Raw genomic sequence first — 26,839 nt, forward strand, 5'->3', positions numbered from 1 at the left:
GGAAACGCCAATCACTCGCGACACGGGGACCCGCACCATGAGCGAAGATCACAGCCAGAAAGACTTCGACGCCTGGGCGACGGAGTATCGTCAATACTACAAGAAATCGTCGCGCGCGGATTTCGAGTTCCGTTTCAGCAGGATGCTCATTCTGGCGAGCCGGCGCTGGACTGCTTACATCGACGAAGCCGTTCAGCAGGAAACCGGCCATACCCGCGCGCGCTGGCAGACCTTGTTCGCCATCGCTTTCGCAGATGAGCCGGTCGCGACGCTCGATCTCTCCGAACGCATGGGCGTTCAATGGCCGACGCTGATCCGCAGCTTGAACGATCTCGAAACCGAAGGCCTGATCAAGCGGAAAATGAACCCTGACGACAAACGCTCCCGCCTTGTCACAATCACGCCCAAGGGCCGCAAAGCGCTCATGCAGGTGAAAAAGGTTCTCGATCCCTTACGGCAAAACGCGCTCCAGCAATTTACGAAAGAGGAGCTCGCCACGGCCGAAAATCTTCTCGAACGATTGCTCCTGACGGTGCGGCAACTCTAGCGCCCCGCAGCCCCAAACGGCTCCGCAAGAGGCGGCTTTTTCCCTGATGCGCTGTTCTCGCCGCCTTCGCGGCGGGAAATCTATGTAGCATGATACGGGAATTTTTGTTATATCGCATGAAAAAACCGCGCTCCTTCAGAGGTCGTCTGGCGGGCGTCAAAAATCCGTACCTCAAGACGACAGCGCGGAGGAATCGTCCCCATGGATCGAACAAGCGAGGAGACGGCCGGCTCGGAAGAAACCCCGAACGCCCGGCGGGAGCCGCGCCTGATCGACGTCGCCCAAATTATCAATGACCGGAAAATCGGCATGTTTCATGTCCGGCTGGTCACGGTTTCCTGCCTGATCACGGTTTTCGACGGGTTCGACATGATGCTGATCGGCTTCACCGCGCCTTATATGCGCGACGAACTCGCCATCAGCACCATGCAGATGGGCAACATCTTCAGCGCCGGCATGTTCGGCGCCATGATCGGCGCGTTTCTGATTTCCAATCTCGGAGACCGCATCGGCCGCAGGCCGACAGTGGTGCTTTGCGCCTATGTGTTCGGCGCGCTGACATTTCTAACGGGCTTTGCGCGCTCCTATGAAACGCTGATGTTGATGCGTTTCATCGACGGCGTCGCCATCGGCGGCATGTTGCCGCTCGCCTGGGCCTTGAATATCGAATATGTGCCGGACCGGTTCCGCTCCACCGTCGTGACGCTCGTCATGATCGGCTACTCCATCGGCAGCACGGTGTCGGGGCCCGTCACGGTCTGGCTGGCGCCGCATTTCGGCTGGGAGGCCGTCTTCTTCTTCGGCGGAACCGCGACGCTGATTTGCGCCGCGCTGCTGCATTTCGAATTGCCGGAGTCCTTGCGGTTTCTCGTCAGCAAGAACCGCCCGCGCAGCCAGATCGCCGGCGCCCTCAAACGCATCGCGCCTGAAATTTCCGCAGGCCCCAATGACCGGTACATTGTGGGCGACGAAACCGAAGCGCCGAAAAACTTCACCGTCGCGAGCCTGTTCGAAGGCTGGCTGCGCTGGCTGACGCCGCTTTTATGGCTCGGCTATTTCATCAGCTCACTCGCCATCATCTTTCAGTCCTCCTGGGGTCCGATCCTGCTTGAAGACTTGTCCTTCGACCGCAACACGGCGGCCCTCGCCTCCTCTTTAAGCAGCATTCTCGGCGCCGGCGCAGGCCTGTCGCTCATGCGCTTCACCGACCGCATCGGGCCGAAAGCGGTCGCTTTCTATCCGGTCATCACGATCCCGGTGCTGCTCGCCATCGGCTTTGCGCCGATGCCGCAGATCGCGCTTCTGTGGATGATCATCCTCGCCAGCACTTTGATCGCCGGCGCGCATTTCGGCATCCTGAGCATTATCGGCGTTTATTACCCCACCACCATCCGCGCCAACGGCTCGGGCTGGGCGACGACGGTGGCGAAAACCGGCAGCGTCATCGGTCCGATCATCGGCGCGGCGATCTTGAGCTCAGGCATGCCGCTCATTCATACTTTTTCTCTTCTCGCTGTCTGTCCGGCGGTGCTCGCCCTGTGCGCCACCGGCATCGCCGCGATCGTCAAACGAAACAAAAAAGAACAACAGCAAAAACCGCCGGCCATCGGCCTCGCCCAGCAATCCTGACGGAGGACCCTTATGAAACTACGCAGCCTCGCAGCCAACTCCGCCGGCCGCCGCGCCAACTGGAAAGCGCTGGGGCTTTCCAGGGAAGACATGGAAAAGCCGAAGATCGCGATCGTGAACAGCTCCTCGGAGCTCGCCATCTGTTACGCGCATCTCGATAAGATCGCCGGAATCGTCAAAGAGGAAATCCGCAAGGCCGGCGGCGTCCCGTTCGAAGTGCGCACCGCCGCGCCGTCGGACTTCATTACCGGCGCCGCGCGCAACGGCTCCTACATACTCGCAGGCCGCGACATCATCGCCAACGACATCGAAGTGCAGGTGGAAGCCGCGCTTCTCGACGGCATGATCTGCCTCACCTCCTGCGACAAGACCCCGCCGGGGCACCTCATGGCCGCGGCGCGGCTCAACATCCCGACGCTGCTCGTCATCGGCGGCTATCAGGAAGCCGGCGACATTGACGGCGATCCGGTGGATGTCGAAGACGTTTTCTCCGGCCAGATCGGCCAGCTTTTCGACGGCGGCAAGCTGCGCCATCCCCTTGATGAAATGGCGGAGAACGCCATTCGCGGACCGGGCGTGTGCGCCGGCATGGCGACGGCGAACACCATGCACTGCACCGTCGAAGCGCTCGGCATGTCCCTGCCCGGCAGCGCGCCGGTGCGCGCTGACAGTCCGAAGATGCAGGACGCGGCGCGGCGCAGCGGCGCGCGCATCGTCGAGATGGTGAAAGAGGATTTGAAGCCCCGCGACATTCTCACTGAAGACGCATTCCGCAACGCCACGGCGACCGTGCTCGCCATATCGGGCTCGATCAACGCCATCAAACACCTGCAGGCGACGGCGGTCGAAGCCGGCAACGGCGTCGACGTGTTCGCGCTCTGGGAGGAAATGTCGAAAATCCCGGTGATTTCCGCCGTCAGGCCCAACGGTCCCGTGCGTATCGAACAGTTCGAGGATTCCGGCGGCGCCATGGGGGTGCTGAAGCAACTGGAGCCGATGCTGTCGACGAATGCGCTCACCTGCACCGGCAAGACGCTGAAGGAAAACCTCGAAGGCTATGAGGTTCCGGACGCCGACATCATCCGGCCCCTCGACAACCCCATCGCCGAAGGCCCGTCCATCGCCATTCTTAAAGGCTCGCTCGCGGAAACGGCGGTCGTCCGGCTCGGCGTGCGCGACGGCTCGCGCCCGGAAGAATTCGACGGTCCGGCCCGCGTTTTCGAAGACACCGAAAGCTGTCTCAAAGCGCTGCAGGACGGAACCATCAAGAAAGGCGACGTCATTGTCTGCCGCGGACAGGGATTGAAAGCCGGGCCCGCCATGGGCGGCGGCGCCTCGCTCATCCTCTTCGCCATCGACGCGGCGGGGCTTGCGAAAGACACCGCCTTCGTCACCGACGGCCAGCTTTCGGGGTTATGTCTGAAAGGCCTCACCATCGCGGAAGTCGCGCCCGAAGGCGCCTCCGGCGGCGCCATCGGCAAAGTTCAGGACGGCGACCGCATCGTCATCAGCGTCGCGAACCGCAAGCTCGACATCGACATTCCGGCCGAAGAACTCGCCAAGCGCGAAATCCCCGCCGGTTACCGGATGCCGGCGCCGGGCTATCTCGGGGTGTTCCGCCAGGACGTGCAGCCCATGTCCACGGGCGGCGTGCTGATACCGACCGGCGACAAGTAAGCGCTATTCGGCGGGCGCGGCTTCGGCGGTTTTCGCAGCGGCCTCGACTTCCGCATCGTCATGCAGGAAGGCGCCCTGCGCGCGCAGGATTTTGCGCACTTCCGCGACATCGACCTCGCGCGGCGCAATACCGCGATTGGCGGCGACCGCTGCGCCGACGCCCGCCGCATGGCCGGTCAGCCAGCATTGCGGGATCTCGCGCATGAAACCGTGGGAATTGGCGTCGCAGGAGACATGGCGCCCCGCCGCGAGAAGCCCGTCGAGATTGCGCGGCGCCAGCGAACCGTATGGCACCGAGACGATCGGGAATTTCGGCGACACCGAGGGGCTGACGCCAACCTCGTCCGCGACCGGCTTTCCCGAGCCCCAGTTCTTGCGCTCGATGCGCCCGACGCCCACAAGGCGGCGCGTATGGCGCACGCCAAGCTGTGAGGCGCTTTGCAGCATGTAAGCGTTTTCGAAACCCGGCGCGTTTTTACGGAAAAACTCGCAATGGGTTTTCATGAAACGGTGCGAGCGAATTTCCACTTCGGTCATGTCGTCAACATCGAGCGCCGAGAGCCCCGACTGGCGAGGGCCGAGAAAGAGCGCGATGTCGTTGCGCCAGGAAACATACGGCGCCTGAAAGAAGCCCATGCTCTCGCGTCCGCGCGCCATGAAGTCCGAAAACTGGTCGGGCTCGTCGCGCCGGAAAGCGAGCCAGCGATCCATATCGACGCCGCCGATGACGAAGCCCGTGTTCATGGAGTGGTGAACGTCGCCTTCCTCAATGTCGTCATCGAAGCCGGCGCCGGCGCGCGCGAACACATCGCCGTCGCCCGTGGTGTCGACGACGACTTTCGCCATCAACGCCGTGCGCCCCATCTTGCTTTCGAAAACGACGCCGGTCGCTTTGCCGTCTTCGACAACGGGCCGCGCCGCCCAGGCGTGAAAGACAAGCCTGACGCCTGCGCCGATCAGCATCTCCTGCGCATTGAGCTTCATCACTTCCGGGTCGAGCGTCGGCGCCCAGCAAACGACGCCGTGAAAGGCCGAGGTGCGCTGGCCCCAATATTGCGCCTTCGCTTCGTCTTTCGAGCCCCAGTCCGCTTTCGGCGGACCCGCGACGCCTTCCGGCGGCATGCGGTCGATGAACTCACGCGCAAAGCCCTGAATGACATGGCGGCCGTCCCAGTCCGTCATGCGGTCGATCCACATGACGAGGCCGCCCGTCGACAATCCGCCGAGGCAATTATAGCGCTCGAGCAAGGTCACATCCGCGCCGGCCTTCGCAGCGGCGTAAGCGGCGGCGCATCCGGCGGGACCGCCGCCGATCACGGCGACGTCGCATTTGTGATAAATCGCGATGTCGCTCGCTTCCTCGCGAATGGCGCCCTTGCCGTTGGGCGGCGGGAAGGTGTGGCTCTTTTCTTCAAAGACGTCCGAGGCGAGAAAGCGGTCTTCCGTCTGCTTTACTTCTCGCACCACGGGTTTTTTCGAGTCGTTGCTCATCCAGCGCCTCAATCTTTCAAATGCGCGCGCGAACGCATGAAGCTCGCCGCTCTTCACAAGCCGGCCCTCGCGTAAAAGAGCCGAAACTGTCGGGTAATTTCTATCGCACCCGACAAACGACATCAAACATTGAGCGAACGCCCGCCTCTTGAAACTTTTTCAAAAATGCGTACTCTGCTACATATATACGATGTTTTACGCACTCTGACAGCGGCGAAAAGCAGCGGGTCGGAGTCTGCGCGGCGAAAGCCGTCATCCTGGCGCGCCTGCGTCAAAGCAATAGTCGAGAGTTCGAAGACGCATATTCGGGGCGGCCGTCGAAATGAGGCGGTTGCCCCAAGCGCGATCGAGGCCGCCGAACCTTCCTCACGCAAACCCCGCGACAATGGCTGCTGGGGCTGCTGGGGCTGCTGGGACTGCTGGGACTGCGGGGCTTTTTCTCTTCATTTGCAAAAGAGCCCGGGATTGCAGGCTTTTAGGAGTTGATGACGTCCTCGAAAATACGCTCCAGCATGTCCGCGCAAGACTCGAGCTCCTTGTCGGAAAGCCGCGACAGAACCTGCGCCCTTTCACGATCGAGGATCGGCTGGATCTTCGCCATCACCCTCCGGCCCTTCGCCGTCACATAGACCAGCTTGGAGCGCCCGTCCGACGGATTGTCTTCGCGCCGGATGAGGCCGTCTTTCTCCATACCGTCCATGACCCGCACCAAAGTGGGCCATTGCACCCTGAGCCTTTTGGAAAGCGCGCTCATGGTAGCGGGCTGTTCGGCGAAGCCAAGCGCAAACAGCGCCTGCCAGCGCGCGCGCGTCTCCCCGGTTTCCTCGCGCAAGATATTGTCGATCCTGCTCATCCAACTGCGCGCGGCGAGCACCAGCATGCGGGACAGCCGGAACTCCCGGTCAAGGCGGGCGCCTCTGGCGTAGAAATCTTCATAATGAGACGACCACTGATCGAACTGATCCCTGTCGCGCGGCGCGTCCTCTTGCGCCCGCTTTTCATCTGCGCGCGGCCGTTTCGTTTTCGATTTCGCCATTCTTGACCCTCTCCTGGCGCCCCCCCCCCCCGCGGCCTTCGGTCAAAGGGCCGGCGCGCGGGGCCGCGCTTTATCGGCTGACCGCCGGATCATTCCCTTATTCGAGCCCGGCGCCGGCGGATAGTGCGCCCGGCCTGAAACCGCGCCGGCGAACTCCCCAAAGAGCGCCGCTCCGGCGCCGGCGGAACAGAGCGAAGCATTTGTTTGAAAATGCTTATTGCGGTTTTTAAAAAGGCCAAGCCCGGCCTCATCATTGATTTTTTTACCTATCATGGTAGGGTATTTTCGGTCTTTGGCCCATACCCCTGAAACCGCGCCGCGAGGAAACACGCAATGCTGACCGTAAAACCCATTTTGCCGCGTTTCGGCGCCGAAATTTCCGGCGTCGACATCTCCAAACCGCTGAGCGAGGAAGACCGGCGCGCCATTATCGACGCCATGAACAAATGGGGCGTTTGCGTCTTTCGCAACACCGGGCTCGACGACGAAAGCCATATCCGTTTCAGCCGCAATTTCGGCCGTCTCGAGCTGGCTCCCTTAAGGCGCGACGGCAAGGGCCGCCTCGCGCATCGCGAATTATTCGACGCCAGCAATCTCGACATGGAAGGCGAGATCAATCGCGACCCGTCGGCGGTCATGTATCGCAAGGGCGACCGCCTGTGGCACACCGACAGCTCCTTCATGGAAAAACGCACTTCTTATTCGCTGCTCCTGGCGCACCAAACGCCGAAAGAAGCCGGCGAAACCTGGTTCGCGGACACGCGCAGCGCCTACGAAGACCTGCCGCAGGAGATGAAAGACAAGATCGAGAACCTCAAAGGCGAGAATTCGCTGTGGTGGTCGCGCAAGCTCGCCGGCGCGGACATCAGCGACGAAACCATCGAAAACGGCCCCAAGGCCGTGCATCCGATCGTCCACACCCATGCCGGCTCCGGTCGCAAGGCGCTCTTTATTGCAGCCCACACCAAGGACATTGTCGGCATGGAGCCGGAAGAAGGCCGACGCCTCATTCGTGAACTGATCAAGCACTGCGTCCAGCCCCAATATGTCTTCAAGGTGAAATACGAACCCGGCGATCTCGTCATCTGGGACAATCTTTGCACCATGCATCGCGGCGGCGAGTTCGACGCCGAGAACGAAGCGCGCGACATGCGCCGCACCACCGTGCGCGAGGGCACCGAACCGAACTCAAAGGATGACGACGATCCTTTCACGGAGCTGTTCACCGGCATGCCCAAATCGCTTTCGCGCCTGACAGCGCCCGAGGCCGAAGCCTGAGCCGCTGCCTCCCGCTTCGGCGTCGGCGCTCTCCGCGACAAGGCGCCGCCGTCAAGTTCCAAGCCTTTGACCACGACCGGAAAAGGCGCCCCTTCACCGCGGGGCGCCTCTTTCTGTTCTTTCAAACGCGTGAATTCGCTTCGCAAATCGCCGATGACGGCGCTTGGCCCGCGCCCTCTTCCGGCGGAAACTAAACGGCAAGATCGAAGCGTAAAGAGGAAACCGCATCGAACGCCGATAACTGGCTCAGCCATGGGCGCACCTATAAAGAGCAGCGCTTCAGCCCGCTCGATGAGATCAACGCGGAAAATATTTCCGAGCTCGGCCTCGCCTAGGCGGTCGATCTCGACACCAGCCGCGGACAGGAGGCAACGCCGATTGTCGTCGGCGGCGTTATGTACATCACCACCGCCTGGTCGAAGGCGATGGCGCTCGACGCGGCGACCGGCGCCCTCTCGCTTGCGGCCGGGCATCGTCCTGTCGCCGCGCCTTTCGAGCGCATCACGGATTTCGAGCTTTTCGCGGGCTTCCCGCCGCCGCGCGCGCCGGATGAACTGCATCAGCGCAATCTCTTCCTCGGTTTCTTCACCTCGGTCTCTTCGCCGGCGCGCGGCCGTCCTGATGGAAGCGAACTCTTCGGCGCGAAACGAAAAGGGTCCCGCTTTTACAGCAAAAACAATTATGTTAGCCTTAACATAAATCTGCGGTTCGGACCACACGCCTCCTCTTCCATATGGGACGGCTTAGAAAAAATTAGGGTGAAACCATCGTCACGACACTGTCCCTCCATCCGGACCGGCTTTTTCCGACCGATGAAACGGAACGCACTATTGCGCGCCGGCTCTTCAGCCATGTGGAGGATTTGCCGATCGTCAGCCCGCACGGCCACACGGACCCGGCCTGGTTTTCACAAAACGACGCCTTTTCCGACCCGGCCTCGCTCCTGATCGCGCCCGATCATTACCTCTTCCGGATGCTTTATTCTCAGGGCGTGCCGCTCGAAGCGCTCGGGGTTCCGGCGCGCGACGGAACGCCGGTTGAAACCGACCCGCGGAAAATCTGGCGGACCTTCGCGGAGCATTATTATCTTTTCCGCGGCGCGCCGGCGCGCATGTGGATGGACTGGGTTCTCGCCGCCGTGTTCGACGTTACGGAACAGCTGAACGCCGACAGCGCCGACCGGATTTTCGAGCGCATCAGCGCATGTCTTTGCGAAGACGCCTTCCGCCCGCGCGCGCTCTTCGATCGGTTCAACATCGAATTGCTGGCGACCACCGAAGGCCCGCTCGACGAGCTCGAGCATCACAAGGCGATCCGCGAGAGCGGCTGGCAGGGCCGCGTCATCACCGCCTACCGCCCCGACCCGGTGATCGATCCGGACTTCGAGGGCTTTGCGGAGAATATCGCCCGGCTTGGCGAGATCACCGGCGAAGACACGCAGAGCTGGCTCGGCTATCTCGCCGCCCACCGCAAGCGCCGGGCGTTTTTCAAGTCCATGGGCGCGACCTCCACCGATCACGGCCATCCCACCGCGCGCACCGAAAATCTAAGCCAGGCCGAAGCCTCCGCGCTCTATAAGAAAGTCCTTGGCGGCGACGTTGAGGCCGATGACGCGGAGCGCTTTCGCGCGCATATGCTGACGGAAATGGCGCGCATGTCGCTTGATGACGGGCTCGTCATGCAGATCCATCCGGGCTCTTTCCGCAATCACAGCGCGGCGCTGTACGCGCGCTTCGGGCGCGACAAGGGCGCCGACATCCCCATGCGCACCGATTATGTCCATGCGCTGAAACCGCTGCTCGACGAAGTCGGCTGCGAACCGGATTTCACCCTCATTCTCTTCACGCTGGATGAAACGGCCTATTCGCGCGAACTGGCGCCGCTCGCCGGGGTTTATCCGGCGCTGCGGCTCGGCCCGCCCTGGTGGTTCCATGACAGCCCCGAAGGCATGCGGCGTTTCCGCGAACAGGCGATGGAGACCGCAGGCTTTTACAACACGGTCGGTTTCAATGACGACACGCGCGCCTTTCTCTCGATCCCGGCGCGCCATGACGTCGCGCGCCGCATGGACTGCGTCTGTCTCTCCCGGCTCGTCGCCGATCATCGCCTGCCCGAAGACGAAGCAGCGGAGATCGCGGTCGATCTCGCCTATAATCTCGCCAAGAAGGCCTATAAGCTTTGACGGCGCCTTGCGAAAACGCGCCGCGCCTCTCAGAGGCGACGCCGGCGGCGCTGTCCGGCGACGTGACGCGCCCGGCCTTTGATCGCGCCGCCGCCGCCATCGGCCAGGTTCATCTCGGCGCCGGGGCTTTTTTCAAAGCGCATCTTGCGCCTTACACGCAAACTGCAATCGAAGAAGCCGGCGGGGACTGGGCCGTCTGCGGCGCGAGCTTGCGCAGCCCTGACGCGCGCGACGCGCTTGAGCCGCAGGACAATCTCTTCACCGTCACAGAAAAAGACGGCGACAGCGCGCAAACCTCGCTCATGACGATTCTCAAAGACATGCATGTCGCCCCGGAAAACCCGGCGGCGCTTATCGGCGCCATCGCCGATCCCGCCATCAAAATCGTCACGGCGACGATCACGGAGAAAGGCTATTGCCTCAATCCTGCTTCCTCCGGCCTAGATTTCGATCATCCGGACGTGAAGCACGATCTCGAAAATCCCGCTGCGCCGAAAACAGCCATCGGACTGCTCGCAGCGGCGATCCACAAACGCGTTGCCGCACGCGCGCCACTCACGGTTTTGAGCTGTGACAACCTTCCCGGCAATGGCGCGCTTTTCAAAAACGCCGTCCGGGATTTCATCATGGAAGCCGATCCCGGCGCGACGGCGGCGCTGGACGAGTTTGTGCGTTTCCCTTCCTCCATGGTGGACCGGATCACGCCGGCGACGACCGATGAAGACCGCCGCGAGGTTATGACCAGAACCGGCCTCTTCGACGCGGCCGCGGTCGTCACCGAACCCTTCACCCAATGGGTGATCGAGGATGATTTCGTTGCGGAGCGGCCGCAATGGGAAGCCGGCGGCGCGCTCCTTGCCGCCGATGTCGCGCCTTATGAAACGGCGAAGCTGCGCCTGTTGAACGGCGCGCATTCGGCCATCGCTTATCTCGGCTATCTCATGGGTTGCGAGACTGTTTCCGACGCCATGGCGCGGCCGGACGTCGCCGCCTTCGTCCGCGCGTTGCAGGAAGACGAGATCGCGCCGACCGTCCCGGCGCCCGCCAATATGCCGCTCGGCCCTTATATTGAGGATCTCGCTCAGCGCTTTCGCAATCCGGCCCTCAAACACCGGACATGGCAGATCGCCATGGACGGCTCGCAGAAGCTGCCGCAGCGCTGGGTGAAAACCATTCGCGCGCAACTTGAAAACAGCGGGCCGCTTAACCGGCTTTCACTCGCCGTCGCCGCCTGGACGCAATATGTCACTGGCGTCGATGAAAGGGGGACGCCCATCGATGTGCGCGACCCCATGGCGACGCGGCTGAAACGCATCGGCGCCGAAGCGGGCGGCGATCCAGCAGAACAGGCGCGCGCATTTTTGAGCATCCGTGAAATTTTCGGAACGGACCTTATCCAGTCGGCGCGCTTCACGCAGACGCTTGAAAACGCCATCGCGCTCCTGCGCGGTGAAGGCGCGGAAGCCGCGGTAAAAAAAGTCAACAGGGAGAACGCCGGATGACGCATTTCACGAGACTGTTTGCAGGCTTTACGGCGCTCTTCCCGCTCTGCGCCGGCGCCGCCGCCGAACCGCTTCTCAATCCCGTTTTTTCCGATCACATGGTGCTCCAGCGAAACGCGCCTGTCGCCGTCTGGGGAGAAGCGGAACCGGGCGCGCGCATCTCCGTGAAACTGGGCCGGCGCACAAAAACCGCGAAAGCGGATGAAGACGGCGCCTGGCGCGCGGACTTTCCTTCCCTGAAAGCCGGCGGACCTTACGCGCTCGCCGCGACCGCGCCGGATGGAACGAAAGAGACTGTTTCAGACATTCTCATCGGCGATGTCTTCCTGTGCGCCGGCCAGTCGAATATGGAATTCCCCGTCACGCGCGCGCTCAATCCGCATCGCGAAATTCCGGCCGCAGCGAATGAGAATATCCGGCTTTTGCACATCGACCATGCAAGCGCCGCCGGCCCGCAGCAGGCCTTTTCGCCGGCGCCTCAATGGGCGACCGCGTCACCCGAAAGCGTCAAGGATTTCTCGGCGCTCTGCTTTTTCTTCGCCAGGGACATGCTCGCCGATGCAAACGCGCCTATCGGCCTTATCGATTCCTCCTGGGGCGGCTCGCGCATCGAGGCCTGGACAAGCGCCGATGCGCTCGGCGCCCTTCCTGAGTTCCAGACATCTCTGGACTTGCTCGCGACCTATCGCAGCGACCCGAAAAAAGCAGGCGAGCGCTATGCGGCGCATTGGATCGACTGGTGGAAGACACGGGCGAACGCGCCGCGTCTTCCCTGGGCGGACGGCGCGCAGCCGGAAACCTGGAAACAGGCGCCGGCGGACAAAACAGACTGGAAGAGCTGGGACGACCCGGCGCTTTCCGGCCATGACGGCATGGTCTGGTACCGGACGACCTTCACTTTAAGCGAAGCGCAAGCCGCGCAGGATGCGGCGCTGGCGCTGGGCGGCATAGATGAAGTCGACATGACCTGGATCAACGGCGATTTTATCGGCGGCATGTTCGGCTGGGGCAATGCGCGCCGTTACGACATTCCGGCGAGCGCGCTCAAGGCCGGACAAAACGAACTCCTCGTCAATGTCTACAGCTCCTGGGATGCGGGCGGCATGTACGGCCCCGATGACGCGATGGCGCTTTCCTTTCCCGACGGGTCGTCCGTGCCGCTGAGCGGCGGCTGGCGTTATCAAAAAGTTCCGGCGGAAATGGGCGCGCCGCCCATGGCGCCATGGCAGTCGATCAACGGGCTCACCGGCCTTTACAACGCCATGATCGCGCCGCTCGGGCGTTTAAAGCTGAAAGCCGCGATGTGGTATCAGGGCGAGTCCAATGCGAACGACGCCGAAGCCTATGAAGGCTTGCTGCGCGCGATGATCGCGGACTGGCGCGGACGTTTTGGCGAAGAGCTTCCTTTCATGATCGTGCAGCTTCCCGTTTTCGGCGCGCTGCCGGCTCAGCCCATGGAGTCCGGCTGGGCGCGGATCCGCGATGCGCAACGCCGCGTCGCCGCAAGCGATCCGTTGACGGGGCTCATTGTCGCGCTCGACGCCGGCATTGCGGGCGAATTGCACCCGCCCGACAAACAGCTTGTGGCCAGGCGCGCGGCGACGCTCGCCCGCGGTCTTGTCTATGGCGAAAAGCAAGCCGGCGCACCCGCCCCGCTGCGCGCCTATGAAGAGGACAGCACAGTCGTCGTTGAATTTGAAGGACTGACGGGCGAGGAAAAAACCGTCAGCGCCGACCGGCCGATTGCATTTGAGCTATGCGGCGAAGACGCCTGTCATTTCGTCCCCGCGACCATCGACGGCGATCGCGTGCGCTTGGCCGCGCCCACAGACCTTGCGCCGACCCATGTGCGCTATTGCTGGGGCGATGCGCCGGTCTGCAACTGGCACGATGAACGGGACACGCCCATCACGCCGTTCGAACTCGCAATCGACTAGTTCGCCTCCACAAGGCCGCAATCCTTGACGCCGTTGGCGTCCTGCACAAGATGCACGTCTGCAATCGCGATGCGCGCGGCGCCATGCGTTTCAATTGCAAAGGGCGCCGACAAGCGGGACATATCCGCGCCCGCATCGGCGAAACAGGCGAGCGTCACCCGCATGCGCCGCCAGCCGGCGCCCTCGCCTTCGCGCAGGACATCGCCAAGATCGATCATGCCGGCGCAGCCTTCGCCGCATAAGACGCCGATATCCATCGCCCCTTCGCCGAACATCTCAGCTCTGAAAGCGAAGGAGAGCTCAAGCTGGCCGACCGTCTCGCGCGAAAGATCGATCGCCTCGCCGCTCGCCAGCGCCGCGGCGCCGCCGCTTTCGGGAAAGCTCAGTTCAATGGCGTCTTCCTGCGCCTGATGATCGACCCTGCGCACCGAAACCGCGCCGCCGTCTTCGGACAGAGAAGAAACATCAGCGCCGGTCATCAGTTTGATCGACGGCGCAAATTCGCCGCCCGCAAAATAAACGCCCGGCGTTCCCTTATCGCTTTCGTCGAGCCCTGAGTCTTCGGAAAGCGCGGGCAAGCTCCCGTCATCCTCATAAGTGAGGCCGTAGCCCAGCGCAAAAAGCGGATCGTAGCCCTCATCGCCCTTGTTAAGCGGCGTTTGCGCCGCATTTTTCGGCCAGGAATAAGACAGCCTGCCAGTGAAATCATAATTCACCGCGCCGTCGCTATCGCGGAACAAAACATCGGCGACGCCGCCGCCTGCCGTTCCCGGCAGCCAGGCCGCAACAAACGCATCCGACGCATTCAGTTCCGGATTCACCCATAAAGGCCGGCCCGAGAGAAAAACGGAAATAACCGGCACGCCGTCCGCTTTCAACTTGCGCATTATGGCGAGCGCTTCGCCGGACGGGTCGTTAAAAGCGACATTATCGAGATCGCCCTGAAACTCCGCGTAAGAATCCTCGCCGAAAACGACAATGGCGACATCGGGTTTTTCATCATAGGCGCCGTTTTCGCTCAGCGCGATTTGACCGCCGCCGCTTTCGACTGCCGCCTTGAGGCCGTCGAAAACCGACTCGCCATTGGGAAAGAGCGCCTTGTCGAGCCCGCCGCCCTGCCAGGTCAGCGTCCAGCCGCCGCTTTGTTTTGAAATATCGTCGGCGCCGTCGCCCGCCACCAGCACCTTGAGGTCGCGGCGCAAGGGCAGAACGCCCTCATTGTTTTTCAGGAGGACAAGCGACTTGCGCACCGCCTCGCGCGCCAGCGCCTTGTGCTCGGGCGCGCCGAGCACGGTTTCATCGCCGGAAAGCGGACGGCCCGACGGCCGGCCTTGCTCAAAAACGCCGAAGCGCAGTTTCGCCCGCAGGATGCGCCGCACGGCGTCGTCGAGGCGCGCCTCGGAGATTTCGCCGGCGCGCGCCTCGTTCAACGTGTTCTCGTAAAGGCCTTTCCAGCTGTCCGGCGCCATGAACATATCGAGGCCCGCATTCACCGCGGCCGGGCAGTCTTCATTCGTGCAGCCTTCGACTTTCGCATGGCCGTTCCAGTCGCCGACGACAAAACCGTCAAAGCCCATGCGGTCTTTCAAAACATCGGTCAGCAGGTAGCGATGAGCGTGCAGCGCCTCGCCCTTCCAGCTTGAAAAAGACGCCATGACGGAAAGCGCGCCGGCGCGGATCGCGGGGGGATAGCCGGCGCCGTGAATGCGCGCCAGATCGGCCTCGCTCGCCTGGGCGTCGCCCTGATCGCGCCCGCCCTCGGTGCCGCCATCGCCGAGATAATGCTTCGCCGTGGAGACGACCTTGTCCGGACCCATGAACGCTTCACTGTCAAGCTCGCCCTGAAGGCCTTCGACGATCACGCCCGCATAAGAGGCGACGATATCGGGATCTTCGCTGAAACCTTCATAAGTCCGTCCCCAGCGATCATCCTGCGGCACGGCGACAGTGGGCGCGAAGGTCCAGTCATGCCCCGTCACGCGCAGTTCTTTCGCCGTCGCCTCCGCGATGCGCCGGACGAGGTCCGGGTCGCGCGCCGCGCCGAGCCCGATATTGTGCGGAAAAACCGTGCCGCCGATAACATTGTTATGGCCGTGCACCGCATCGATGCCGAGGAGGATCGGGATCGCCGTTTCCACGCCTTCCGGATCGACAGAAGCGTCGTAAAACGCGTCCGCCATGGCGAGCCATTCATCCGCTGTTGCATAGGCTTTGCCTCCCGGCGCCGAATTGCCGCCGCTCAACACCGATCCGAGCCGGTATTGTCTGACCTCCTCCGGCGTGACCGAAGAACTGTCCGCCTGGATGATCTGCCCGACTTTCTGTTCAAGCGTCATGGAGGCGAGCAGCGCGTCGATGCGCGCCTCGGTCTCCGCGTTCGTCAAATCCGGGGTTTCGATTTCGGGCCAGAGCGTGACGTTATATTGGCTTTCGCCCGCTTGGGCGCCGGAGGTTTTCCCGTCCGCCGCTTCATCCCGCCTGTCGGCGCATGCGGATATCAAAAACAGCGCCACAGCAGCCGCGCAAAAGCATGCGCGACGCATTTCACCCCTTCCGATCATGAGCTATTCCTCCCATTTTATCTTTTCCGCCGTCTTGAAGACGCGCATTCTCATTTCCACCGGCCATTCTTCGCCGGGTTCCAGCACGCGAAGCCCCGTGTCTTCACGCCGGTTCGCCCAGTTCAGCGCATCATTCATCTGGCTCACCGGTTCGAAGCAGAAGCAGTCCTCTTCCTCCGAGACATAGACAACCACGAAGCCCATCGCCGGATCGGCGGTGATTTCCACGCCGAAAGGCCGGTCGCGCCATCCAATCTGCGCCTTGCCGCGCCAGCCGGTGAAACAATGATCGATGGAAACATCTTTCAGCGAACGGCCGCCGGAAAAATCGAATTCTCCGCCAAGGGCGCGCCATGTTTCCGGCAGGCCCGCCTCATCGGGCAGCCAGAGGCCTTCAGCAGCAAAGCGCAGACGCGCCGCTTGCGGATTTGAAAAATAAGGATGAAAGCCGAGACCGGCCGGCATCGCCTCGCCGGACGTGTTGCGCAACATCAGCCGGATGGAAAGCGCATCATTTTCAATGACTATTTTCTGCGCCAGCGAGAACGACCACGGCCACGCCTTTCCGGCATGGTGGACATAGTCCAGCATTGCGGCGTTTTCCGATTGCGACGAGAGCGACCACTCTCCTCTCCATGCCGTTCCGTGCAAGGGGTGAGCGTGGCCCGGCGCATTCGGTTCGATACGGACGGTTTTTCCGTCAAATTCAAAACGTCCGTCTCTTATGCGGTTGGAATAAGGCGCAAGCGGAAAACAGCTGAAGCTGAAAGGGTCCTGCCGCCAATTGCTCTGCAATTTCGTACGGCGCAAAATTTCGCTTTGCTCATAGGCGCACCAGACGATGGCGCCCGACGACGGCGCGAGCCCCAGGGACCAGCCGTCGGCCGCAAGCTCAAAAACTTCGAGGATGCCGGTCGCGGAACTCAAACGGAGACGGCTCCATAGCGGGCGCGCGAACGGGGGGCATGAAAGCCGCCGCCGGAGGATTTGAAGTGTCGCGCCATGAAGTCCCCTCTGATTTATGTTTACGGTAACATGATGCGGACGCGGCGCAACGCCTTTGCCGGCGCCCCATAGAAAGAAGCGCTTAAGATATTGATTATTATGACATTTCTATTTACCCGTCCAAGACTGCCAGGCAAACGCGCGGCCTGTTCCTTCCCGCCGGGAAAATGTACCGAATGGATCGCCGGCGCCGCCATGCTTGGCCGCGGCGGCGCTCGTTCTACCGGCCCTCGCGCTAGGGCGATCCGCCCCCGCGGCCGTCGCGCCCGGCGCCTCTCCCGGCGCTTTTCAAATGTCGGCGACTTGAAACCCATGGAGTTCCCAATGGATTTCTTCCTCGACTACGCCTGGAATCCCGGCGACTGGCCGCTGGAGCGTCTTCCCGATTATCCGCGCCAATGGGCGGCTGAGCAATTTGGCGAAAAGCACGCCAGCGAGATTGCGAACCTCCTTTCGACTTACACAAAATACAATGCGCGCCGGAAATCGGAGCTTCTCGACACGAAGACTTACAGCCTCGTCAATTATAATGAAGCCGAACGCATCGCCGCCGACTATAATGCGCTGGCGCAAAAGGCGGACGCGCTGCATCAAAAACTGCCGGATCGATATGACGATGCTTACATGCAGCTCGTCTGGCGCCCGATCCAGGCGGGCGCCAATCTAAACGCTCTCTATCTCGCCGCCGCAAAAATCGTCTTTGTACTGAATAGGGTCGCTTGCGCGCCAATGACTGGGCGGACAAGACCGAAGCGCTTTTCGCGCGCGACGCCGAGCTGGCGCGCATCTTTCATGAAAACATCGCCGACGGGAAGTGGCGCCGCCAGATGGACCAGACCCATATCGGCTATGCCTATTGGCAACAGCCCGATCGGAACGCGATGCCCCGGCGGCGCGGGCGAGCGGGCCCAACGGCCCCCGGTTCGGCGTCGCCCTGGCCCGCCGGCGTCAGGTTTTGACGCCAGACGGCGCCGCGCCTGAGACGTCGATTGTCATTAATCGGACAATCATCATTGACCGGAACAGTGCGCTGGCGCTTCCATCGGCGATGATTTTCAACCGCGCCGATGCGGATTTTGAATTCCCGGTCGAGACGCCGCCCTGGCTCAGCGCGCACCCGAAAAGAGGAATTGTAACGCGAAAGCAGGGGATTAACCTCGCCGTCGACTGGGACAAGGCGCCCCTGAAACCGTTGAAGCGCTGGTGCTCACGCGCAACAGGCGGCCTTTTGCCGAAAATGACGCCTTTATCGAAGCTGACGGATATGTTTCCTTTCTCGCTGAGAATTATACGCGCGCCCATAATAGCGCCGGCGTGGGGTGGAAACGGATTCCAAATCTCGGCCTCATATCTTCCAGCATGAGCGCCTTCTCGCGAGCGGGCGGCGCCATTGCGCTCGGTCCCGAAATCCCCCATCTCGAATATGATTTTTACGCTTTCACCGAAGGTGACGTGACGGTTGAGGTCACGCTCGCCCCCACGCTCGATTTCAAAGATGAAGGCGGGCTCAAATACGCGCTTTCCATTGATGACGAGACGCCGGCGACCGTCTATGTAAACGAAAATCTTTCTGAAGACGCGTGGAGCGCATCCGTCGCTAAGTACGCACAACGCCGCTCGAGCCGTCATGCGATCCCAAAACCTGGCGCCCATACGCTGAAACTCCGGCTTATCGATCCGGCGCTGGTTTTTGAAAAGATCACCATTCATTCCGGGGCAGCGCCCGAAAGCTATCTGGGGCCCCCGCAAAGTCTTCGCGCTTCCAATGTTCATTAGATCGTGAGCATGAAAATTGAAAAAATCGGGCGGGAGGAAGAGCCTGTCGTCATTCTCGACAACGCGACAGCCGGCGCCGATGCGCTGATCGACACCGCCGCCAACAGGGAGTTCAAAAAAAAGGCGCCGAATGATCCCGGCATGCGCGCGCCGGCGCCGGTCGATTACGCCCAATCAATGATCGCCGCGTTTGAACAGTTGATCGGGGACGTGTTCGGCCTGAGGCCCGCTTCCCTCGCCGCAACGGCTTGTGATTTTTCTCTTGTGACGACGCCGCCCGAGAAATGCGGCGCCATGCAAAGGCTTCCTCACTATACCGCCACGGACCCAACCGTTCTGACTATCCTGCATTTTCTTTGCGGCGAAACTTACGGCGCCGTCGGCTTTTACCGCCATCGCGCCACCGGTTTCGAAACAGTCAATGACGCGCGCTTGAGACGATACCAAAAGGTTCTTGAGGCCGAGATCGCCGAACACGGGACGCCGGAGACGAAACAGGCCAGCGGGCCTGCGCCGCTTTTCGAGCAAATAGCGCGCTTTCCGGCCGTCTTTAACCGCATCCTGATTTTCAGGGGCGTTGCGCTGCGCGCCGCAGACATCCCCGAAGACTGCGCCCTGCCCGAGGATCCGCGCGCCGGCCGGCTCACCGTCAACACCTTGATCAAGGGCGCGGGCTGACGCCGGCCGCCGGCGCCTCGGCTCTCGCTCATTTACAGATACGCGCGCCTATTCAGCGTATATGCCGAACACCGCGCCGACAAAACCGCCGGCGACATGTGTCGAAAGGATTTTGCCGTCGGCGCCTTGTTTCAGGCTCATCCACGCGCCGCCCTCTTGTGCATAGTCGAAATCGTAAGCATCGCCGCGCGCGCGGATGCGCAACCGCACCGGCGTCTCCGCAGGAGCGCCAAGGGAAGCGGACGCAACAACCTCGCCTTCGGAAGGCGTTTCGGCGCCGGCGCGCCGGCGAAGCCTTACGGTGCGGCTTCCGTCTTCATCCAATGTCACGCCGAGCGCATAGAAATACGCGTCATTTTGAAAAACGGCGAGCCCGGCTTCTTCGCCCGGGTGTTGCGGATTGAACACCACGCTCGTTTCCGCAAGCGCGTTCAGATGCTGCTGGCGGCGGGCGAGAAACGCCGGATAGCCGAAATCGCCGAGCCCGTCTTTTTGCGCCGTCAAGATGGCGGCGCCGTCTTTGATCGACAGCCATTCATCGGCGGGACCGCGCAAAGACAGCCAGTAAGGCGCAAGATCGTCTTCATCGAAGTTTTCCGTCAGCGAAAAATCGCCATGCGTCGGGACCGGCGGCGTCTCGCCGGGCGGCAGGGCGGGTCGCTTCGCCTTTAACGGCACAGGCGCGCCGCGCGGCAGGATGACCGGCCAGCCGCCGACCCATTCGACCGGCAAAAGAAACGTCTCCCGGCCCGTATTGTAATAATCGCCTTCATAAGGCCGCACGCCGAGAAACACCGCCCGCCATCCGCCTTCGCCCGTGTCGACAAGGTCGGCGTGCCCCACAGAAGTCACTGCATTTTCCCGGTCCGGCGGAAGATCGCGCTGGGTGAGAATGGGATTGCCCTCATAAGGCTCGTAAGGACCGAGCACATGATCCGAACGCAACACGACCTGGGAGTGATTGATCGCCGTGCCGCCTTCCGCCGCGCTCAGATAATAGGTCTCGCCGATCTTGTAGATGTGCGGGCCTTCGATCCAGATCGGCTTTTCCTCCGGCCTGACGCCGCCGTCGATTAAAACGGTCGGCGCTTCCAGCGACTGGAACGTTTCAGGATCGATCTTGCGAATCCAGATGGCGCGATGACCGTCATATTTCGCTTCGCCCGGCGGCGCGTCGTTGTTCATCAGATAAACGGCGCCGTCATCATCGAAAAACAGAGACGGATCGATGCCGCCGATATCGGGCAGCCAGACCGGATCGGACCAGGGACCCGCCGGGTCTTCCGCCGTCACGATGAAATTGCCGCCGCAATCAACGCAGGTGTTGGCGACGTAAAAGACGCCGTCATGATATTCGATCGTCGGCGCGAAGACGCCGCGCGACACGCCGAGATCCGTGAAATCGAGCATGCCGGCGCGATCGATGACATTGCCGATTTGCGTCCAGTTTACGAGATCGCGACTCTTGAAAACCGGAATGCCGGGAAACCATGAGAAAGTGGAGTTGACGAGATAATACTCATCGCCGGCTTTGGCGATGCTGGGATCGGGATAAAAGCCCGAAAGGATCGGGTTGCGATATTCATCCGGCGCAAGCGCATCGGAATAATCGGCCCCTTCATAATAAAACGCTTCAAAGCGTGCGGCGGCGGCTTCAGTCTCTTCTGTGCGAACAGACGGCTGGCAGGCGGCGAGCATGACCGCCGCAAGAGCGGACATCGCTTTCAACGTTTTTTGCATCACTCTTTGCTCCCCCTTTTTGTAAAGCTTGTGCAGGAAGGCGAGGGCTATTATGATAGCGATAACAAAGTACGTTGAAAAGGCGCGAATCAGCGCCCGCGCGGGAGGGCGCGACGACTATGAGCGCCATCACACGCCGCCAAACGCTGAAAGCCGCCGCCGGAACGGCCGCGCTGCCCTTCTTCGCCGGCGCCTGCGCCTCCAACACCGGACATCCGGGCGCCGCTTCAGCAGGCGCAACGCCATTGAAAAATCTCGCGGCGGCGAAGGGCCTGCGCTTCGGCTCGGCTATGGCCGCGCATCAATTGGCTGATCCAAAATATGTAGAACTCGTCTTGCGCGAATGCGGCGTCATCGTCGCCGAAAACGAACACAAGCAATATACGATCCTGGCGCAGCCCGATGACTGGAACTTTGCGCCCGGAGATGCGCTGGTCGAGTTCGCCCAAACGAACGGACTGGGCATGCGCGGCCACACCTTGCTCTGGAATCGCAGACAATGGACCTCCGACTGGCTGAACGCCGTCGAATTCGCTTCCGCAAAAGAAGCCGAAAGCTGGCTCGATGCTTACATCGCGCGCGTCGCCGGGCGTTATGACCCGTTCATTTATTCCTGGGACGTGGTCAACGAGACGGTCGATCCCGAAACCGGCGCCTTGCGCGAAACCGTCTTTTCCAAAGCGATGGGGCCGGAGCTCATCGACTTTTGCTTCCACAAGGCCAGGCAAGCCGCCCCGGACGCGACGCTCGCTTATAACGACTATATGAGCTGGGAAAGCGGCAATGAGAAACATCGCGCGGGCGTTTTGCGCCTCTTGGAACGGCTTCTGAAAAACGGCGCTCCCATCGACGCGCTCGGCATTCAAAGCCATTCCAATTACGACATGCCGAATGAATTCACGCCCGACAAACAGCGCGCCTGGCGCGGTTTTGTCGAGGAGGCGATCGGCATGGGACTCGAGATTTATCTCACCGAGTTCGACGTCAACGACACCGAACTTGGGCCCGACGCAGCAATGCGCGATGCGCTGATCGCCGGCTATACGAAAGACTATCTCGACATGATGCTGAGCTATGAGGCGACCAAAGACCTCCTCGTCTGGGGGCTCGTCGATTCCTACAGCTGGCTGCAGGGTTTCCTGCCCCGTGAAGACGATGTCGAGAAACGTCCGACCCCGTTTGATTCGCACTACCGGCCAAAACCCATGCGCACCGCCATCGCCGGCGCGCTGAAGGCCGCTCCCGCCCGGTAACCCTTTAAAGCCCGCCTCGCCTGTATTGCGGCCTTGCTCCGGGCGCTTGTCACATTGACCCGTTGGCAATCCGTCCGGCTGCGCCTTATAGAGGAGAGGCGAAGAGTTCAGGCAGGGCAGGAAGATGAAGACGAACGGGCGCCGCGGCAAAAAACGCCAGGTTGTGACCATCAAGGAGGTCGCCGAAAAGGCCGGCGTTTCTCAGATGACAGTCTCGCGCGTCCTCAACCAGAAAGAAATCGTCAAATCCGCCACGCGCGAAAAAGTCGAAGCGGCGATGACCGCGCTGAATTACCGCCCGAACATCATGGCCCGCGGCCTCGCCGGCGGCAAATCCATCCTGATCGGCTTCCTCTATCACAATCCCAGCTACGGTTATCTCAACGAATTTCTCATCGGCGCGCTCGATGAATGCCGCGAGCTCGGCCACCATCTCGTGGTCGAAGCGATCGACGCGGACGATATGAAATCGGCCCGGGACCGTTATGCGGAACGGGTCAGACGGATCGGCGTCGACGGCATCATCGTCAATCCGCCCTTGAGCGAAAACCGCGACCTCATCGACGCCCTCCACAATATCGGCCTGCCTTTCGTGCGCATCGCCCATGGCGATCTTTCCTGCGTCGACCTCAGCGTCGTCATCAACGACACCGAGGCGGCGAAGATGATGACGAATTATCTCATAAAAAAGGGCCACCGCCGCATCGCCTTCATTCTCGGCGCGCGCAATCACACCTCGACCGCCATGCGTCTCGCCGGCTTTAAAGCGGCGATGACAAAGCACAAGCTGACTTTCGGCAAGGCTTATCTTGAATCCGGCAACTTTACTTTTCAGTCGGGAGTCGAAGCTGCTGAGCGGCTGCTCTCTCTGCCCGAACCGCCCACCGCCATCTTCGCCAGCAACGACGAAATGGCCGCCGGCGTCATCGCCGCCGCGCATAAGCGCGGGTTCACCCTGCCCGAGGATCTGTCGATAGTCGGTTTCGACGACACGGCGATTGCGCAATCGGTCTGGCCGTCCCTGACGACCGTTCGCCAGCCCATCGCCGACATGGCGCGCAAATCCGTCTCGCTCCTCGCCGAAAGCATCGGTTTTGGCGACATCGAGCTCGCCGAGCGGCTGCAAATTCTCGACGTTTCCCTCGTCGAACGGGAATCCGTCGCACCGCCGCCCAAAACCAAGAAGTAATTCAGCCAGAACGAGAAGAGACCGCGAAGCGAACGCAAATGCGTTTCACTTCGCTTTTTTGCAGACGTCAGTGACGCATTTCTTCAAGCTCGAGACCTTTGGTTTCGCGCACGGCCAGGATCACGAAAGCGATCGAGATGATCGCGCAAATCGTGTAGAATCCGTAAGCGCCCGTAAGACCGATCCACGCTGTCGTGAGCATGATCGGGAAAGTCATGGTGATGGCGAAGTTCGAAAGCCACTGGAAGAAACCGGCGACCGCAAGCCCTGAACCGCGGATCTGATTCGGGAACATTTCGCCAAGCGCCACCCACATGACCGGCCCCCAGGACATGTTGAAGAAAAACACATAAGCGTTTGCGGAAATCAACGCCGTGCGCCCGACGCCCTGCGGCAGGGAAACAGCGCCGTTAACGACGCTCGCCTGCGAAAACGCATGGACCAGAACCCCCAGCGTCACCGCCATGCCGACCGACCCGATCGCGAGCAGCGGCTTGCGCCCGATCTTATCGATCAGGATCAGCGCTACAATCACCGCGAGAATCGAAACGGCGCCGCTGATGACATTGATGAGCAGCGCATCGCCTTCAGAAAAGCCCACCGCCTGCCACAAAACAGCGCCGTAATAGAAAACGACATTGATGCCGACCAGCTGCTGGAAAGTCGCAAGACCGATGCCGATCCACACAATGGGGCGCAGGACCGTTCCTTTTTGGAGAACGTCGCTTAATTGCGGTTTATGATCGCGCGCCAGCGATTCTGCGATTTCATCGACCTTCTTCTTGGCGCGCGCCGCGCCCCCTATGCGTTCGAGAACGCCTTGCGCCTGGTTTTGTTTGCCGCGCACGACGAGAAAACGCGGGCTTTCCGGAATGAACAACAAGGCGAGAAGGAAAATCGTCGCCGGAATAAGCTCGATCCAGAACATCCAGCGCCAGGCCTTGAAGCCCATGAGCCAGTCCGCATTGGCCGACCCCGCAGCGCCCGCAATCAGGAAATTGCTCAAAAAGGCGATGAAAAGACCGGTGATGATCGCCACCTGCTGGATCGACGACAGCCGCCCGCGCAGATGCGCCGGCGCGACTTCTGAAATATAAGCCGGCGCCATGACGCTGGCGCCGCCCACCGCGAGACCGCCGATCACGCGATAGATCACGAATTCAAAAGAAGAATGGGCGACGCCCGAGCCCCAGGCGCTGACGATGAAAAAGGCCGCCGCCACGATCATCATGGTGCGCCGCCCGAACCAGTCCGACAACGTGCCCGCAAGCGCCGCCCCCGCCGCGCAGCCGAGCAGCATGGAGGCGACATTGAACCCCGTGCCGACGCTGTCGGAATTGAACGCGACCCGGAGCCCGTCGACGGTGCCGTTAATGACCCCGCTGTCAAAGCCGAACAGGAAACCGCCGATGGTGGCGACGCAGCTGATGAGCAGAACAAAGGCGAAATCGCCATCCGGCTTCGCCGGCGCGGTGAGAGTTGCTGACAATGGTGCCTCCCAGGTTAGGTATTGTTTCTATTATCTTTTTTATCGCCGTTCTTGTGGCGGCCCGCGCGCATGTTAGGGCTAACAGTAAGCTTCGTCCATACGCAACTTGAACAGATTAACCATCACCGCCCAGCGTTTGCAGGGCTGGCCCGCAATCTCCCTTAAATCCGCCCCCTCGCCATTTGGGGATATCCCGTCCGCCCTCACCTTCTATTCTGGTTCGCCCTCATTTTCAGGCAGCGTGATCCCTGGCGACGAGGCTTGAAGGGAATGGATTAGACCGATGTCGAATTGGCGGACCCCGATGATCAAAAAATTCGAGTTTTGGCTGGTTATCGCGGTTTCCGTGATCCTGGCGGAGGTCTGCATCTATTTCGAAGCCTTCGAAGCCCTGGCGTCCTTCGTGGAAAACCATGAAAGCTGGGAGCTCGACGAGTTTATCATCTTCTTTCTGGCCGGCGGCGTCGCGTCGATGATTTTGCTCGTCTTCCGCGCAATGGAACTGCGCGCGGAAGTGAAGCGTCGCCAGAACGCGGAAGAAAAAGCCACCCGGCTCGCCCGCCACGACACATTGACGGGACTGCCCAACCGGCGCGTGCTGACCGAAGAACTGGAAACGGCGCTTGAGAGCGTGCGCGTCTCAGGCGGCGAATGCGCCGTATTTCTTATCGACCTCGATCATTTCAAACCGGTCAATGACGTCTATGGACACGCTGCAGGCGATGCTTTGCTGATTGAAGTCGCAAAACGCATCAAGGCGGTTGTGGGCAAGCAGGGCGTTGTCGCGCGGTTGGGCGGGGATGAATTCGCCAGCGTCATTCCCTATGAGGCCGGCGGCGATCTGCCCAATCGCCTCGCCGCTCAGATCGTCCGCAACATGAATCAGGCCTTTTATATTGAGGGCGCACGGGTGCAGATCGGATCAACGGTCGGGATCGCCTGCGCGCCCCGGGACGGCGCGACCGCCTCGGCGCTTCTGCACAGCGCCGACCTCGCCATGTACGAGGGAAAGCGCGCGGGACGCGGCGGTCACCGGTTTTTCCATGCGGAGATGGACGACCGTCTGCGCGAACGCACTGCGCTGGAAAACGATCTTCGCAAGGCCATCGCAGACAACGTAATCATCCCTTACTTTCAGCCCGTCACAGAACTTTCCGACGGGAAGATCACAGGTTTCGAGGCTCTGGCGCGCTGGCCGCATCCCACGCGCGGCATGATATCGCCCGAGGTTTTCGTGCCGATCGCCGAAGATCTGGGACTGATCGATCAGATATGTTCGTCGATCCTGCGCGCCTCCTGCACGGTCGCGCGGGACTGGCCGAAACCGATGACGCTCTCGGTCAACATATCGCCCATGCAGCTCAAGGATCCCTGGCTTTCAACGCAGATCCTCGCCATTCTGACCGAAACAGGCTTCCCGCCCAACCGCCTGATCGTGGAAGTGACGGAAAATGCGATCATCGAGGATCTGGATAAGGCGCGTGAGGTCTTCCAGTCTTTGCAGAATGTCGGCGTGCGCATCGCCCTCGATGATTTCGGCAAGGGATATTCCAGCCTCTACCACCTGCGCCAACTCAACTTCGACCATCTGAAGATCGACGGTTCGTTCGTGCACGCCATGAACTCGCCGGAAAGCGCCAAGATTGTGAGCGCAGTGGCGGGGCTCGGAAAATCGCTTGGCATGCCGGTGACGGCGGAAGGCGTTGAAACCACGGGAGAGGCGGATCGGCTTCGCGCTCTCGGCTGCGAGCAGGCGCAAGGATTTCTCTTCGGCAGGCCGCTCGACGCCGTCGAAACGGCGGCTCTGTTGCGCGGCGAGGCGAACAACGTCATCCGCATCGATCGCTCAGCGTGACGGTGACCGTAGCG

19 protein-coding genes and 1 pseudogene are annotated in these 26,839 nt (G+C 61.4%); 14 read left to right on the plus strand and 6 right to left on the minus strand.

The window, feature by feature from the left end; genetic code table 11:
* Positions 1-37: 37 nt before the first annotated feature.
* The 3 genes from CW354_RS01080 (at position 38) to CW354_RS01090 (ending at position 3,853) form a co-directional block, all read left to right on the plus strand.
* On the plus strand, positions 38-547 hold the full coding sequence (locus CW354_RS01080; RefSeq protein ID WP_104828199.1) for a MarR family winged helix-turn-helix transcriptional regulator: 510 nt from the start codon (positions 38-40) through the stop codon (positions 545-547).
* Between the two features lie 201 nt (positions 548-748).
* The gene (locus CW354_RS01085) at positions 749-2,176 is read left to right on the plus strand and encodes an MFS transporter (RefSeq protein WP_104828200.1); all 1,428 of its coding nucleotides are present in this window, start codon (positions 749-751) and stop codon (positions 2,174-2,176) included.
* A 12-nt stretch (positions 2,177-2,188) separates the two neighbouring features.
* Positions 2,189-3,853 (plus strand): dihydroxy-acid dehydratase, encoded by a 1,665-nt coding sequence (locus tag CW354_RS01090; protein ID WP_104828201.1) that lies wholly within the window; start codon positions 2,189-2,191, stop codon positions 3,851-3,853.
* A 3-nt stretch (positions 3,854-3,856) separates the two neighbouring features.
* Here CW354_RS01090 and CW354_RS01095 read toward each other — a convergent pair whose 3' ends face one another.
* Positions 3,857-5,344 (minus strand): FAD-dependent oxidoreductase, encoded by a 1,488-nt coding sequence (locus tag CW354_RS01095; protein WP_207764602.1) that lies wholly within the window; start codon positions 5,342-5,344, stop codon positions 3,857-3,859.
* Positions 5,345-5,819: 475 nt separating this feature from the next.
* A complete protein-coding gene (locus CW354_RS01100; RefSeq protein WP_104828202.1) occupies positions 5,820-6,380 on the minus strand; it encodes a MarR family winged helix-turn-helix transcriptional regulator in 561 nt (186 codons plus the stop codon).
* 333 nt (positions 6,381-6,713) lie between these two features.
* On the opposite strand from CW354_RS01100, the gene CW354_RS01110 reads away from it, so the two are divergent.
* The 5 genes and pseudogenes from CW354_RS01110 to CW354_RS01130 all read left to right on the plus strand — a co-directional run bounded on the left by CW354_RS01110 (position 6,714) and on the right by CW354_RS01130 (position 13,279).
* Positions 6,714-7,658, plus strand: a complete 945-nt coding sequence (locus CW354_RS01110) for a TauD/TfdA dioxygenase family protein (protein WP_104828204.1) — start codon at positions 6,714-6,716, stop codon at positions 7,656-7,658.
* Positions 7,659-7,894: 236 nt separating this feature from the next.
* Positions 7,895-8,113, plus strand: a pseudogene (locus tag CW354_RS23995) (PQQ-dependent dehydrogenase, methanol/ethanol family); the annotation flags it as partial.
* A gap of 311 nt (positions 8,114-8,424) precedes the next feature.
* Positions 8,425-9,840, plus strand: a complete 1,416-nt coding sequence (gene uxaC / locus CW354_RS01120) for a glucuronate isomerase (RefSeq protein ID WP_104828205.1) — start codon at positions 8,425-8,427, stop codon at positions 9,838-9,840.
* The gene (locus tag CW354_RS01125) at positions 9,837-11,342 is read left to right on the plus strand and encodes a mannitol dehydrogenase family protein (protein WP_207764603.1); all 1,506 of its coding nucleotides are present in this window, start codon (positions 9,837-9,839) and stop codon (positions 11,340-11,342) included. The genes uxaC and CW354_RS01125 overlap by 4 nt, the downstream gene beginning before the upstream one ends.
* Entirely contained in the window at positions 11,339-13,279 is a 1,941-nt protein-coding gene (locus CW354_RS01130; protein ID WP_104828206.1) for a sialate O-acetylesterase, read from the plus strand. Before CW354_RS01125 ends, CW354_RS01130 begins: the two co-directional genes overlap by 4 nt.
* On the opposite strand, the gene CW354_RS01135 is transcribed toward CW354_RS01130, so the two are convergent.
* Complete coding sequence (locus CW354_RS01135) at positions 13,276-15,822, minus strand: glycoside hydrolase family 3 protein (RefSeq protein ID WP_207764604.1); 2,547 nt, start codon at positions 15,820-15,822, stop codon at positions 13,276-13,278. The genes CW354_RS01130 and CW354_RS01135 overlap by 4 nt on opposite strands.
* 21 nt (positions 15,823-15,843) lie before the next feature.
* Positions 15,844-16,767: an aldose 1-epimerase gene (locus tag CW354_RS01140; RefSeq protein WP_165793463.1), complete on the minus strand. Its 924-nt coding sequence runs from the start codon at positions 16,765-16,767 to the stop codon at positions 15,844-15,846.
* Positions 16,768-17,040: 273 nt separating this feature from the next.
* Here CW354_RS01140 and CW354_RS01145 point away from each other — a divergent pair, with 273 nt between their 5' ends.
* The 3 genes from CW354_RS01145 (at position 17,041) to CW354_RS01155 (ending at position 19,299) form a co-directional block, all read left to right on the plus strand.
* Positions 17,041-17,826, plus strand: a complete 786-nt coding sequence (locus tag CW354_RS01145) for a glycosyl hydrolase 115 family protein (RefSeq protein WP_279303111.1) — start codon at positions 17,041-17,043, stop codon at positions 17,824-17,826.
* A gap of 222 nt (positions 17,827-18,048) precedes the next feature.
* Positions 18,049-18,621 (plus strand): hypothetical protein, encoded by a 573-nt coding sequence (locus CW354_RS01150; RefSeq protein WP_104828210.1) that lies wholly within the window; start codon positions 18,049-18,051, stop codon positions 18,619-18,621.
* Between the two features lie 9 nt (positions 18,622-18,630).
* Positions 18,631-19,299 (plus strand): DUF6445 family protein, encoded by a 669-nt coding sequence (locus CW354_RS01155; protein WP_104828211.1) that lies wholly within the window; start codon positions 18,631-18,633, stop codon positions 19,297-19,299.
* A 48-nt stretch (positions 19,300-19,347) separates the two neighbouring features.
* Here CW354_RS01155 and CW354_RS01160 read toward each other — a convergent pair whose 3' ends face one another.
* A complete protein-coding gene (locus CW354_RS01160; RefSeq protein ID WP_104828212.1) occupies positions 19,348-21,039 on the minus strand; it encodes a glycoside hydrolase family 43 protein in 1,692 nt (563 codons plus the stop codon).
* Positions 21,040-21,158: 119 nt separating this feature from the next.
* On the opposite strand from CW354_RS01160, the gene CW354_RS01165 reads away from it, so the two are divergent.
* Both CW354_RS01165 and CW354_RS01170 read left to right on the plus strand, forming a co-directional pair.
* The gene (locus tag CW354_RS01165; RefSeq protein ID WP_104828472.1) at positions 21,159-22,292 is read left to right on the plus strand and encodes an endo-1,4-beta-xylanase; all 1,134 of its coding nucleotides are present in this window, start codon (positions 21,159-21,161) and stop codon (positions 22,290-22,292) included.
* Between the two features lie 124 nt (positions 22,293-22,416).
* Positions 22,417-23,481: a LacI family DNA-binding transcriptional regulator gene (locus CW354_RS01170; protein WP_104828213.1), complete on the plus strand. Its 1,065-nt coding sequence runs from the start codon at positions 22,417-22,419 to the stop codon at positions 23,479-23,481.
* A gap of 67 nt (positions 23,482-23,548) precedes the next feature.
* On the opposite strand, the gene CW354_RS01175 is transcribed toward CW354_RS01170, so the two are convergent.
* Positions 23,549-24,970 (minus strand): sugar porter family MFS transporter, encoded by a 1,422-nt coding sequence (locus CW354_RS01175; RefSeq protein ID WP_104828214.1) that lies wholly within the window; start codon positions 24,968-24,970, stop codon positions 23,549-23,551.
* 304 nt (positions 24,971-25,274) lie between these two features.
* Here CW354_RS01175 and CW354_RS01180 point away from each other — a divergent pair, with 304 nt between their 5' ends.
* Entirely contained in the window at positions 25,275-26,825 is a 1,551-nt protein-coding gene (locus CW354_RS01180) for a putative bifunctional diguanylate cyclase/phosphodiesterase (protein ID WP_165793465.1), read from the plus strand.
* The last annotated feature ends 14 nt before the right edge of the window (positions 26,826-26,839 follow it).

This window comes from Hyphococcus luteus (assembly GCF_002943565.1).
GTDB classification, from domain to species: Bacteria; Pseudomonadota; Alphaproteobacteria; order Caulobacterales; family Parvularculaceae; genus Hyphococcus; species Hyphococcus luteus.

Coding starts and splice junctions, on each gene's coding strand:
- CW354_RS01165 (WP_104828472.1), top strand. CDS start 21,159: ATGAGCGCCATCACACGCCGCCAAACGCTGAAAGCCGCCGCCGGAACG.
- CW354_RS01135 (WP_207764604.1), bottom strand. CDS start 15,822: ATGCGTCGCGCATGCTTTTGCGCGGCTGCTGTGGCGCTGTTTTTGATA.
- CW354_RS01080 (WP_104828199.1), top strand. CDS start 38: ATGAGCGAAGATCACAGCCAGAAAGACTTCGACGCCTGGGCGACGGAG.
- CW354_RS01085 (WP_104828200.1), top strand. CDS start 749: ATGGATCGAACAAGCGAGGAGACGGCCGGCTCGGAAGAAACCCCGAAC.
- CW354_RS01145 (WP_279303111.1), top strand. CDS start 17,041: ATGCTTGGCCGCGGCGGCGCTCGTTCTACCGGCCCTCGCGCTAGGGCG.
- CW354_RS01155 (WP_104828211.1), top strand. CDS start 18,631: ATGAAAATTGAAAAAATCGGGCGGGAGGAAGAGCCTGTCGTCATTCTC.
- CW354_RS01110 (WP_104828204.1), top strand. CDS start 6,714: ATGCTGACCGTAAAACCCATTTTGCCGCGTTTCGGCGCCGAAATTTCC.
- CW354_RS01090 (WP_104828201.1), top strand. CDS start 2,189: ATGAAACTACGCAGCCTCGCAGCCAACTCCGCCGGCCGCCGCGCCAAC.
- CW354_RS01100 (WP_104828202.1), bottom strand. CDS start 6,380: ATGGCGAAATCGAAAACGAAACGGCCGCGCGCAGATGAAAAGCGGGCG.
- CW354_RS01095 (WP_207764602.1), bottom strand. CDS start 5,344: ATGAGCAACGACTCGAAAAAACCCGTGGTGCGAGAAGTAAAGCAGACG.
- CW354_RS01180 (WP_165793465.1), top strand. CDS start 25,275: ATGATCAAAAAATTCGAGTTTTGGCTGGTTATCGCGGTTTCCGTGATC.
- CW354_RS01160 (WP_104828212.1), bottom strand. CDS start 21,039: ATGCAAAAAACGTTGAAAGCGATGTCCGCTCTTGCGGCGGTCATGCTC.
- CW354_RS01170 (WP_104828213.1), top strand. CDS start 22,417: ATGAAGACGAACGGGCGCCGCGGCAAAAAACGCCAGGTTGTGACCATC.
- CW354_RS01130 (WP_104828206.1), top strand. CDS start 11,339: ATGACGCATTTCACGAGACTGTTTGCAGGCTTTACGGCGCTCTTCCCG.